The sequence below is a fragment of the Paenibacillus sp. FSL W7-1287 genome (assembly GCF_038004245.1).
In the GTDB taxonomy this organism is placed as follows: Bacteria; Bacillota; Bacilli; order Paenibacillales; family Paenibacillaceae; genus Pristimantibacillus; species Pristimantibacillus camelliae.
Map to the genome: position 1 here is coordinate 49,441 of NZ_JBBORD010000001.1, position 12,044 is coordinate 61,484.

A 12,044-nucleotide genomic window follows, 5' to 3' on the forward strand; every position below is an offset into this window, starting at 1 on the left:
ACAAAATTGTCAAAGGAATATAAAGTTATCTGAGGGTGTTGAATTAGAACGTCAAGGCATATGTGAAACAATTCTATTGATCAAAGTCATTTAAGATATTAGAAACAGTCGGGGTTGGAATTCTTTTTTTAAGGCACAACAACAGGTTGTTGAGTTGGTACAGCATTCCCTATTTTTTTAGCATTCTTGGATTCCTGAATCTCAGTCGGGCTCATCGGTTTAAAGTCAGAGTGGTTTCCTAAGTCTCTTGCCGATAGTGTAATTCCTACAACCACTATTAACGTAGTCATTACAGCAGCAATTACAACTACTTTCATCTTTTTCAATTTTTCACCCCTTTTCAGGTTAGAAGGAAACGTTTAGTTCTTCTTTAACTATATTTACTTCTCAGTTTTAGTGCTCTCATCATAAAACTCAATTAAAGCATCTCGATCAGGGAAAACTTCGTCTTATACCTCCAACTGTCACGGAAAGTTTTTGTATACACTTACCATTATAACAAAAATATGTAAGTATAATAGGCGCACATCCATTACGATCACTCAGATGAATTTACCGCATTCTATCTCCCTTTTGTGCATGGTGGACTGGAATCATCCATTGATAGGTGGATAGATCACGCAAGCTATAACGTTCCAGCTTTCTGCCTACAGGCTCAAAGCCAAACGATTGCAGCAGGAGCATTAGATTAAAGCACGCAAATGCATCCCCTGCTCCGCATTCCAACGTTACGAACAGTGCGGGATTATGCCATTCCAAGTTAGCCTGCTCCAACTCCAGCCATTGCTGCCCTTCTAGCATCTCCGTAATTGCAACAGACAATCGAAAGCCTATTCGACCGATTAACCATTCACCGTCTACCGTATCTGGCTGAATGAATGCTTCATCACAGCGCAAATGGTATTTCTTCAGAAGATGGCCAACCTTCTCTTCGATTGCCGCTGCATAAGGATTTAACTGCTTCTTTACCCGAAGTGGAAACCATAATATAGGTACGCTAACATCCCATTTAGTTAATTGTAAATGCTGATCGTTAGATTCAATTCCCTGTAAATATTGTCTTGCCACCTGCAAGGCTGATAGCTTACCGTCTATTTCACCGCGCCACTTCATAATCCATTCAACCTTCTCATCCTTCGAAGCACGAAGATAGGCACGTATATCACTTAGGTTAATATCGGCTAACCGCAGGGAATGAATTTTAATCGCATCTGGAATTTGTTCCTCACCATACATCCGGTAGCCATTGTCCCCACGATATTTCGGAACAATTAAACGTTCCTTCTCGTAATAACGCAGCGTGCTTGCAGGCAGACCCGTTCGTGTTGAAAACATCTGTATCGTCATCGCCGCATCCGTCACCATGCATGCACCTCACCCTGTATATTAGTAATAGTTCCAAACATTGATGCGATTGCCGTCAGGATCGTAGAAATGAAATCCCATCCAACGCTCGCCGACAGGTGTCGATGTCTCTATCCCTTGTTCTCTTAAACGCTGCTCCAGCTCAAGAAATTGTTCTCTCTCCCACACAACAAAGTACATTCTTGCCCCTGGATTGGCCTTTGTATAAGGAGTTGAATCTGGCAGCTCCTCCAGCCATATATACTCCCACTTGCCCTCTCCTTCTACTTCCTCTCCTAGTAGAGCGAAGCCTTGATCACTATAATCTGTCGCAAAAACCTTAAGTCCTAAAACCGATTCATACCAAGTAACGGCGGACTTCAAGCTACGCACACCTAGCCATAGTGGCTTGTCAGCATAACGAATAAATTTCGCGTTAGGAAACTCATCCTGCAGTCGCTTATCTTCGCACAACGTAAGTCTTACATTACCAAAGGCATTGATATCCATTCCACGCGTACCATCAGGCATAACAAATGACTCTGAGAACGTTATCCCTTGCTCACTATAATAAGCCATCGCATTTTCTAGGTTAGCCGTAACAAAGCAAAAGCGCATATGACCTTCCTCATAACCATTCGGAGTAAAGTGCTCATGCTCCAGCTCGAATGATTTTAAGTTAACTTGTCCACCTCCTGGCAGTCGAAAGAATGCTTTTCTGCCTACGGGGCTAAGCACAGAATCGATCAACTCCCAATCCATATGCTTTCGATACCAATCCACACCTTCATCAAAGCTTTCAGCAGGCACCATAATAAATCCGCCATCGAACTCTACTTTCGTTGCCGTTTTCATATAAAACCTCCATTTGTTTACAATATTTAATATATTTTCACTATACACCTTAAAGTAACTTTAATGTCAACAACGTTTTTTCAGCATTATTAATTAAATAAAGCCCCAATGTTTAGAAAGGATTCTAACCACTGGGGCTTAAAGCATAACTGTCTATTAACCATATTAATTAAATAACATTGATAACATTGACAACTTTGTAATCTAACGGGAGCTAATAGCGCAGAAATACTAACCGCTCGATAAACACCGCTGCCTCGGCTCTTGTCGTTATGCCTTGGGCTGCAATCTTATCGCTATAGCCTTCAATGATGCCATGTTCAACTAGCGCACCGATAATCTCTTTAGCATAGCCAGCTACGGTTGATGCATCTGTAAATCGTGCTAAAGCTGCATCATCGTGAGCCAGGCTGAGCCGCAGCTCCTCCACCCTCTGGATCGCTTTATATGCCATCACAAACATTTCTTGACGCTCGATCTGTTGATTCGGCTTAAACTCACCAGTAGGGTAGCCGTTAACAATGCCAAGCTGCTGTGCCTTAACGATGGCATCATAGTAATAAGCATCACGATCAACATCGGTAAATGCTGCTGCTTGATCTGTCCTAGCAGTTAAGCCCAAAGCACGCATAAGCATAACTATGAAATCAGCTCGCGTTATGGTTTCATTCGGGGCGAAGCTAGATTCATTAACCCCATTAATGACTCCTTTAGCTGCCAGCGTACGAATAGCATTATATGCCCAATGCGTACTTGGCACATCAACGAATGATTTACTGCCTATGCCTACAGCAAACTCACCGAGATGATTGGCCTTCCATCTCATACCCTTCGCCTTAGCATCATAGTACGCATTGGGAATCGGCGTACTCGTACCGCCCTTAGCCATATGCCATATTGTGAGCATCGAGAGCTCGTTGTTGTTTTCAACAGCTGGTTCATACGGTACGAATAGCTGCAATGCGGAGTCTAGATCTAGACCGTCCAGCGGCTGATCATTCCAATACAGCTCAAATGCAATGGCTGAGTTTACGCGCTCATCATTAGCCGATGGCGAAGCATTGGACGCTTCCTCTATATCTCGAATGCTCACTAGCAGCGTATCTTGCTCACCCATCGTTCGGCCACTAAATGCTTGACTAGGGATGACGATGCTGCCAGCATCGGTTACAAGCTCGATGTTATACGCTTCAATACTTGCGTCAAACAAATGAGCAGGCAGCTTTAACCGATAGTTTTTCTGCACCTGAGCACTTTGATCAGCTAGAGTAATGGTAATGCTGCGCTTGGATAGCTGATCTAAACCATCCAATGCCGCCTTCGCTTGAGCAGCTGTTAGCTCTCCAGCTACGACGCCATTAGCGACTGAGCCCTGCATCACAATTGACGTTGTAGGAGCAGGACTAGGCTCGATAATAGGTTGGCTTGGTGTGTGTGGATTGTTATTCGTTATCGGAGCAATAAAGCTTAAGAAATCTCCAAGCACAATATTACCCGCTTCGTCACGCGCAATATGTTCTGGTAACTCTAGACTTTTGAAATTGCTTTCTGTAATCTCGGTTCCAGCGCGATTGGCAAACCGCGCTCCATCATAGAGATAGTTGGTTAACGATCGAACAGCATCAGGCACCTGGTCTTTAGCGATGCTTTCTGTTGCAAAGGAAACGAAGCTGTCAACTGTAAAGTCAGGGGTAATATGCGGATAGGTCGTAAAAACAATATTCCCCTTCGCATTGTTGAAGCCTATATTATTGCGTGCGATTACCCCAGGATTACTATTGCTTGTAAAGCCCACTGTTCCATTGTTAAAAGCAATACTGTTGCGAATAACATGTTGCACATGGATGCCTTCACCACCTAGCTTGAAGCCGTTGCCGTCACCCTTTAGCTCCGAGCTCCCTATCGGATAGCCGTTGTTATACGCAATGCTGTTTTCAATCGTTACTGCTCCAATTGCGCCCGAGCCAGCCTTCGTATACAAATCCCAGCCATCATCTACGTTATTGTAGGCAATCGCACCGCGGAACACATTGCCTACACCAGAGGTTAGCTTCGCTGCAAAACCGTCTGCATTGTTGTCGGAAGGATCTCGATTGGCAAATGAGTCACTGTTTAGAATCAAGTTATACGACGGCCAATCTTCGATATTTGTCGAATCATCCGTCCTGCTAATTTGCAGGCCGGTATCCCCGTGCTCATAGAAACGGCTAAGCTCAACAATGTTGTGGCTTCCGCCAATCGTAAAGCCTTTCGTATTGCCTGCTGAACGAGCAAAATCTATTCCGATGATATGCCAGTAGTTCCCGCTTAACACGACGCCCTCTGATTTCTTATTAAAGTCGATGACGGGTCTTGCGCCATCCGCTGCCTTTAATGTCTTCATCGCAGCATCCGTTCCATCATTATACTTTTGAATATTCAGCCTGTGATCTCGCACATAGTGACCATCTTGGACTATAATTGTTTGCCCTGGCGCCACATACTGGATAGCTGTATCAAGATCAAGCGGGTCCTCTAATGTACCAGCTGCCTCAGCGCTTCCATCAGGAGCGACATAAATATCACCTTCATACTGCTTTGCGGTTACAGTCCGGTTAAGAATAATCGTCTCATGGCTTGTTAGAAGCTCACTGTCACTAGGATTAAAGCTAATTGTAAATCGATTATGTCCACGCTCGATATTCGTTGCTTGAGTGAGGACTTGATTCGCTTCTATCGACACATCACTAGCAATGATTGTATTACCCTGCTTAATCGTTACTAGACCCGACGTATTCGACTTCAGCTTGATCTCATATTGCTCCGTCGTTGAAGTGTTTAATGGAGATATCCATGCGATCGCAGGTTCAAGCGGAGCAGCAGGTGGCTCGACTCGAGGCGGATCGGATGCAACAGCAGTCACGTTAAGCTCAATATTATGAACCTCAATCGTTGCTAATCGCGCTACATAAAACCCTACATACATCTTATTGTCCTGCACACTTAAAATATGTGGCGTATAGAGGATGACAGGCTCGCTGTCATTCAGCTGAGCTGTAAATCCGCTGTTTGTTTTAGCTAATGTCAATCGATAGGACTGTGCAGGATAAGTATTGCTTGGCGCTGGTCGATCCGCTTGAAGCATAACGGATTGGATGCCTTGACTTCCGCTGCCATCCGGCGACTCAATGCCAGTCCGAACAAATAGCTGAGTTCCATTGGGATTACGTGTTCCACCGCTATAACCTCCAACTGCAGCAATATTCGAGGCGAATACTGACGAATCATTAGCCGCACCTATTGCATCCCTGGCCATAATGCCGAAGGACTCCTGACCATCATGATCAGGTGACTTAGCATATTCGATAACTTTAATGTCTGCAGATAGCTCGAAGTTATCCTCTAACGCATCCAGCTCGACATAATAGAAGCTAATTCCGTCATGATCACCTGTCACTTTTCCCGCAGAGCCACCGATTGCTTTTAGCGTAACCACTCCCTGCTCATCGACCTCAATCGTGTTATTGCTTGCCGAGGTAGACTGGCCAAACCGAATGCTCTTCCACTCCACTGGTGCATCGTCGCGGACATGTACGATCAGCTCTAATGCTGGCAGCTGCTCATTGTTGGATGTAATCATTAGCTTGTATTCGCCCGCTGCCTCCGCGTTAAAGCTAGAGGAATCCAAGCTGTAGTCATTATCTGTAATCGCTTCCAATTCACCGTTATCATAAGCAATTGCCAGCTCTAGCTGAGCTACATCCAAGCTTTCCCCGAGCTTATAGGTTGTTTTAGGATACTTAGTAATAACTAAAGCTACAGCTTCCTTCTCCTTCACGGTTAACGGCAGCGTGACCGACTGTTCGCGATAGGTAATGACCAGTTGCTTCTCACCAGCACTAGCAGTACTGAATCCGGAAATCGTCAAAGCCTCTTTCTCGATTCGTTTTCTTGTGCCGTCACTATATTGTCCGTACACCATCAATCCATCGAGCTCTAGCTCTTCGCCAATAAAATATGTTGTCTTTATTGGCTGCTGTGTAATCTCCAGACTCGTTAAGCTAGCATCTACAACATTAACGGTAAATTCAGTAGCTACATCAGTACCTTCCGTTGCTACAACACTGACGGTATAGCTGCCTGCGGTCGTAAAGCGATGCTTGTCTCCTTTATCATTATTGCCAAAGCCATCATAGCGTTGACCCTCTATTATGATGGAATACAGATCGGGTGTAAGCTCACGATACATATAGCCATCTTCATAATTAGCTTCAACCGTTAAGCCGTGAAGCTGAAGCTCCTCCCCAACATAGTAGCTTGTAACAGCTGGTTCGTATACGATCTCAAGCGAGGTCACCTGTAAAGCCACCACCTCATAGGCTAGCAGTGCAGTCTGCCCTTTATAATGAACCGTTAAGTGCTTATTGCCAAGCTCAGAGCTGTCAAAGCCTGTTACCAGGTACTCATCCTCTGAAAGCACGCTCCGACTTCCGTCACTCATCACTGCTGTCACCGTGAGCCCCGTCAGATCCAGCTCCTCATGAAGGCGATATGTTGTTTTCATCGCTGTTGTGTTCAGCTCAATCGCATGTACTGCTGCTGTATCAATGGACAGCTGGATATTAGAAAACGTCACCTGTGCATCACGCGCAACATATACACCGGCATACAACTGCTCTGAAAATAACTGTTCTGCGCTTATAACCTGACTTTCACCATTGACGGATAATGTATAGCTATCTTGATTTTTTTCTATTTTGAGCTCATATTGCTCATCAGCTGCTGGAGGATTGGCTAATGAAAAAGCGTCAAGCTTCGTTTGTGTTCCTCCACTGCCACCTTCGACTCCAAATTTGTAATAGCCCTTCATCACCGTATCGAGTGCACCAACAGCAACGTAGTTAGAGGTAATCGTTGCAGAGCCTTCACCGACCGTATCGCGCAGCATCAATCCGAATGATTTTTGGTTAGGCGTGGAGATCGATGTATTCCTGTTGAACGCTTCAACCTTAGCAGTTGCCTGCAGTGTAAAGCTTGCTTGAGCGGGAACCTCGTAGGCTAATAGCGATAAGCCCTCATCGCCAGAAGCTATCTTTCCACCCGAAGCCTCTAACGTGTATGCACCAGGATCTTGCAGCATGGGCTCTGGATTTTTTTCCTCTGAAGTATTGCTGCCGAAGGCATAAAATTTCAGCTCGCCAAGCTCTGGCACTGTCGGCTCGTCAGATGCAACGGTAAGCTCGATATTGTCATAGGTTATATCTGCATTGCGAGCAGTGAATAGCCCAACATAGCTAATGTCTGATACGTAATTATCAACGACATAGCTATAACCATTTACCGTTACAACGATAAGACCCGAGGTCTTTTTAACGTTAAGCTGATAGCTGTTATTCGCTGCTGGCGCTGACAATTGCTCATCCAAGTCACGTTTTGCCTGTTCGGTATTTACTCTGCTAAACAGCTTCAGCTTTTTATCTAAGGCTCCTACTGCCAAATAATCATCCTTCGCATAATCGCTCCCGTGAACATTGTTGTACACTGTATTTCTTAGCATCACACCAAAGGAAGCTTGATTATTGTCTGCAATACTATGAATGGTAGCAGTAGCTGAAAATTCAAAATCTTGATCCTGCGGCACGGACTGATAGACATAAGCAATCCCATCTGTCGTAGAGGATATCTTGCCGCGATCGTTCATGCTTTTCATATGAACGCTTCCCTGCTCATCCTCGACCATACTAAAATTAGCAGCAGTAATTTTATCTTGTCCCCCGACATCACCGAATACGGAGGCTTGCCAGCTGGAATTAGGCTGAAGCTGCGCGATGGCCGGCTCTTGAGGCGGCTCGCTCGCACTCTCTTCTGCTAATACGCCAATATTGGCGGGCAATAACAGCATCATTGCAAGTAATGAAGTCAATGTTTTACCTATCCATTTACTTTTCATCCGATAGTTTTCATCTCCTTGCTTGAATTTCCTTGCCTGATTATTGAAACCGCTTGCAAATCGTTATTTCTTAAATTACACTAACCCTATTTAGTTCCTTTGCATCCTCTTTAACTCTCTTTCATCCTTGTACATGCACTTTAATCCTCTTTAGTCCAATCCTAAGAACCTAGACCTTAATCTACACAGCCTCCTCGTGCACCTTTCCCTCCTTGTCGTCTTTCACCTCACTTTCTCTAAACACACATTGAGTGTATCGCAATGAGATTATCATCTTTTCAGCCTAAACCTGCTGTCCAGACTATACTATAGCGAAGGATTGCAGTACCTCAATAATCATGTAAACAGGCTTTTGCTCTTACGGATAAGACGGACGAATGATACGTTATTTTTATGAATTAACAACATAATGCTTATTGCCTCCAAAAATGATTATTCTAGATGATTAGGACATCTATGAACGCATATAAGAAGAAAGGTGAAAAAAATACCATTTATCCCGTATAATAGAGAGGTACAAATTCATAAGGGGTGTGACGCATGCAATATACATATCTAGGTCGTTCTGGATTAAAGGTGAGCAAGCTTTGCCTAGGCACGATGAATTTTGGAGTAAGCACAGACGAAAAGGAAGCTTTTCGCATTATGGATGCTGCGGTTGACGCTGGCATTAATTTCTTCGATACAGCCAACGTTTACGGCTGGGGTGAGAATGCAGGCAGAACCGAGGAGATTATAGGTCGATGGTTCGCACAGGGCGGTGGACGTCGTGAAAAGGTTGTATTGGCTACGAAATTCTTCGGTAAAATGCATGATGAGCATGATGGTCCGAATGATGATGGCGGACTTTCAGCGTATAAGCTTCGTCGTCATTTGGAAGGCTCATTAAAGCGTCTGCAGACCGATCATATCGAGCTATATCAGATGCACCACGTGGATCGCAACGTCTCTTGGGATGAGCTGTGGGAAGGGTTCCGCGTAGCGATCAATCAAGGGAAAATCGGATACGTTGGCTCGAGTAATTTAGCGGGCTTCGACCTTGTGAAAGCGCAATATGAAGCAAAATCTCACAATATGCTAGGCTTAGTCAGTGAGCAGCATAAATACAGCTTATTGTGCCGACTTCCTGAATTAGAGCTGCTACCAGCTGCACAGGAGCAAGGTATTGGCGTTATTGCTTGGAGTCCATTAGATGGCGGTCTGCTAAGTGGACATGCTCTTAAACCGATTGAAGGATCGACGCGTGCCAACAATCCTGATCGTGTAGAAAAGCATCGCCAGCAGCTTGAAGCATTCGAGCGTCTATGCAAGGAAATTGGTGAAAGCGAAGCGAATGTTGCATTGGCATGGACGTTGACCCACCCTGCCTTAACGGCACCAATTATCGGTCCGCGTACACTCGAGCAGCTGCAAGGTGCGCTGCGTGTCGTCGATATTGTATTAGAGGAATCTGTACTTAAGCAGCTAGATGAAATCTTCCCTGGTCCAGGTGGAGCTGCGCCAAAAGCTTACGCTTGGTAACTAACTCTAACTTTCGACTGAGCATGCTAAGGCATAATCTCAATAATTAAATTTAGCTTAATGATTCAAGATCGAATAAATACAACACCCCTAACTACTAACGTTAGGGGTATCTTCGTGTTACCATAGAAGTAACAACTGTAACAACTACTGAAGGAGCTCGATGAATGAAACAACCATATAGCTTGATCCAAGATAAATGGAAATGGAATGTCGTTTTAACGCTTGGCGGTACATTGATGGGAGCTGGAATTGCTGACTGCTTATTTTCATTAAATCAGATGGACTTGAATCAGCTCGCTAGAGGACTCACGATCTTTAGTGCAGGTCTTACGATCTTAGTTGTTTTGGACAACACGAAAACGCAAAAAAAGTCGGAAGACTTGCAAAAAGAGAATCAGCTTCGTCTTGAAAGGGTTGAGGAGCAGCTAAATGCCATTCATCACACGCAACAGCTGACGGAGAAGCAGCTGAATGAAATAAAGGACTTGCTGCGTCAAGCTAATGAAAACAAGCGATTGCAGCAACACAATCAGCATACAGAGACTCAAGAAATAAACGAAAAAGCACCTTCCGAAAGTACATAGGTTCAAAATCGATTCAACGGATTCATTCCATATCCTTATCGTGGCCTAACAAAAAAGCCGAAATTCACAACAATGTGAATCTCGGCTTTTTTGCTGTTTAATCTGCTGTATTTTACTTACAAAAGTATATTAAACAACTTTTTTATGTTTAATTACTTGACAAAATTACATTAACTAAATATACTTACTTTCAGAAAGTAACTAACAAAACACAACAGGAGGGACATACGAATGAAAAAAAATGAAATAGGTCAAGCGATCTTACGTGTTATGCTTGGTTTTATTTTTTTCATACATGGTGTAGACAAATTTAGAGGCGGAATCAACTACATTGTTGAATACTTTGAAAGCTTAGGTATTCCAGGTTTTATGGCTTATGTTGTCGCTATCATCGAATTAGTTGGCGGTATTGCATTAATCCTCGGCATTGGTACAAGAATCGTTGCGATACTAACTGCTCTAATTATGGTGGGAGCTATCTTTACCGCAAAGCTTTCATTAGGTCTGCTTGGAGTAGATGGTATGGCTGGCTATGAGATAGATCTAGCGCTGCTTGCGATGTCTATCTATCTGATCTTGGCCAGAAAAATTTACCTCTCTCTAGACTCACTAATGTTCAAAAAACAAGAAAATAACTAATATGCTGAAGGATTAGCGCATTGCTAGTCCTTCTATCGAATAAATAAACGATGTTGTTAGGCGGTGGAGATATGAAGGATACAGGAATTGAGATTGGCCTATACACGCTCGCTGATATATGTCCTGATCCGCATACAGGTAATGCGGTCAGCGCAAGTCAGCGTATGAAGGAAATCGTTGAAGCTGCTAAACTTGCTGATGAGGCGGGACTAGATGTGTTTGGAGTTGGTGAGCATCACAGGCTAGATTACGCCGTATCTTCTCCTGCCGTTGTTTTAGCCAGCATCGCTCAGGTCACCAAACGCATCAAACTGACAAGTGCTACTACTGTGTTAAGCACAGTAGACCCCGTACGTCTTTTTGAGGACTTTGCTACATTAGACTTGCTTTCTGATGGTCGTGCAGAAATCATTGCCGGTCGAGGAGCTTTTATAGAATCTTTTCCTTTATTTGGTTATAATACTAACAACTACGATGCTTTATTCTCAGAGCATATGGATTTATTGCTCAAGCTTAATAAGAATGCAACGGTTTCCTGGGAGGGTCAATTCCGACCATCCTTACGTGATGCAGAGATTGCTCCCCGTCCCTTGCAACAAGAGATTCCTATATGGACTGGGGTTGGTGGAACACCAGAGAGTGCTATTCGAGCAGGGAAACTAGGAACCGGTATAGCTTTGGCTATACTTGGCGGAGATCCTATACGATTTAAGCCACTCGTCGATCTATACCGCAAGGCTGGAATCGAGGCTGGCCATAGTGAGGAGAAGCTAAAGGTTGGCGTAACGGGACATGGATTCCTAGCAGCCACCACTCAGGAGGCTAAGCAGCAGTTTTATCCTTACTATTCTAACTATTGGTACCATGTAAACAAGCAGCGTGGAGGCTTAACGTTCAGGATGTCTGAAGCAGAGTTTGAGCAGATGACCCGTCCTGAAACTGCCTTATTCGTTGGCAGTCCGCAGCAAATTGCTGAGAAGATTGTTCAGCAGCACGAGCTTTTTGGACATCAGCGTTTCATGGCGCAAATCGATATCGGTGGATTGCCGTTTAATAAAGTAGCGGAAGGTATCGAGCTGCTAGCTACAAAAGTAGCACCAATCGTTAGGAAACAAACAAGTAAGTGAGTTCATCCATCACTCATAACAACTTAAGAATGACAGCTGGAG

Annotated in this window: 8 protein-coding genes; 4 read left to right on the forward strand and 4 right to left on the reverse strand. The window is 44.1% G+C overall.

Features of this window, described 5'->3' with window-relative positions:
- Window positions 1–128: 128 nt before the first annotated feature.
- The 4 genes from NSQ99_RS00195 to NSQ99_RS00210 all read right to left on the reverse strand — a co-directional run bounded on the left by NSQ99_RS00195 (window position 129) and on the right by NSQ99_RS00210 (window position 8,128).
- Window positions 129–326 (reverse strand): hypothetical protein, encoded by a 198-nt coding sequence (locus NSQ99_RS00195; protein WP_251669466.1) that lies wholly within the window; start codon window positions 324–326, stop codon window positions 129–131.
- Between the two features lie 226 nt (window positions 327–552).
- Window positions 553–1,365 (reverse strand): helix-turn-helix domain-containing protein, encoded by an 813-nt coding sequence (locus tag NSQ99_RS00200; RefSeq protein WP_340834164.1) that lies wholly within the window; start codon window positions 1,363–1,365, stop codon window positions 553–555.
- A 21-nt stretch (window positions 1,366–1,386) separates the two neighbouring features.
- Window positions 1,387–2,199 (reverse strand): VOC family protein, encoded by an 813-nt coding sequence (locus NSQ99_RS00205; RefSeq protein ID WP_340834166.1) that lies wholly within the window; start codon window positions 2,197–2,199, stop codon window positions 1,387–1,389.
- Between the two features lie 214 nt (window positions 2,200–2,413).
- The gene (locus tag NSQ99_RS00210) at window positions 2,414–8,128 is read right to left on the reverse strand and encodes a bacterial Ig-like domain-containing protein (RefSeq protein ID WP_340834168.1); all 5,715 of its coding nucleotides are present in this window, start codon (window positions 8,126–8,128) and stop codon (window positions 2,414–2,416) included.
- 540 nt (window positions 8,129–8,668) lie between these two features.
- On the opposite strand from NSQ99_RS00210, the gene NSQ99_RS00215 reads away from it, so the two are divergent.
- From NSQ99_RS00215 to NSQ99_RS00230, 4 genes are all read left to right on the forward strand, one after another.
- The gene (locus tag NSQ99_RS00215; RefSeq protein ID WP_340834170.1) at window positions 8,669–9,649 is read left to right on the forward strand and encodes an aldo/keto reductase; all 981 of its coding nucleotides are present in this window, start codon (window positions 8,669–8,671) and stop codon (window positions 9,647–9,649) included.
- Window positions 9,650–9,816: 167 nt separating this feature from the next.
- Window positions 9,817–10,236: a hypothetical protein gene (locus NSQ99_RS00220; protein WP_340834172.1), complete on the forward strand. Its 420-nt coding sequence runs from the start codon at window positions 9,817–9,819 to the stop codon at window positions 10,234–10,236.
- Between the two features lie 231 nt (window positions 10,237–10,467).
- Window positions 10,468–10,875 (forward strand): DoxX family protein, encoded by a 408-nt coding sequence (locus tag NSQ99_RS00225; protein WP_340834174.1) that lies wholly within the window; start codon window positions 10,468–10,470, stop codon window positions 10,873–10,875.
- Window positions 10,876–10,925: 50 nt separating this feature from the next.
- On the forward strand, window positions 10,926–12,002 hold the full coding sequence (locus tag NSQ99_RS00230; RefSeq protein ID WP_340834176.1) for an LLM class flavin-dependent oxidoreductase: 1,077 nt from the start codon (window positions 10,926–10,928) through the stop codon (window positions 12,000–12,002).
- The last annotated feature ends 42 nt before the right edge of the window (window positions 12,003–12,044 follow it).

What these genes read in the sequence shown, in the direction of transcription:
- NSQ99_RS00200 (WP_340834164.1), bottom strand. Translation starts at nt 1,365, where the DNA reads ATGGTGACGGATGCGGCGATGACGATACAGATGTTTTCAACACGAACG.
- NSQ99_RS00205 (WP_340834166.1), bottom strand. Translation starts at nt 2,199, where the DNA reads ATGAAAACGGCAACGAAAGTAGAGTTCGATGGCGGATTTATTATGGTG.
- NSQ99_RS00210 (WP_340834168.1), bottom strand. Translation starts at nt 8,128, where the DNA reads ATGAAAAGTAAATGGATAGGTAAAACATTGACTTCATTACTTGCAATG.
- NSQ99_RS00215 (WP_340834170.1), top strand. Translation starts at nt 8,669, where the DNA reads ATGCAATATACATATCTAGGTCGTTCTGGATTAAAGGTGAGCAAGCTT.
- NSQ99_RS00220 (WP_340834172.1), top strand. Translation starts at nt 9,817, where the DNA reads ATGAAACAACCATATAGCTTGATCCAAGATAAATGGAAATGGAATGTC.
- NSQ99_RS00225 (WP_340834174.1), top strand. Translation starts at nt 10,468, where the DNA reads ATGAAAAAAAATGAAATAGGTCAAGCGATCTTACGTGTTATGCTTGGT.
- NSQ99_RS00230 (WP_340834176.1), top strand. Translation starts at nt 10,926, where the DNA reads ATGTTGTTAGGCGGTGGAGATATGAAGGATACAGGAATTGAGATTGGC.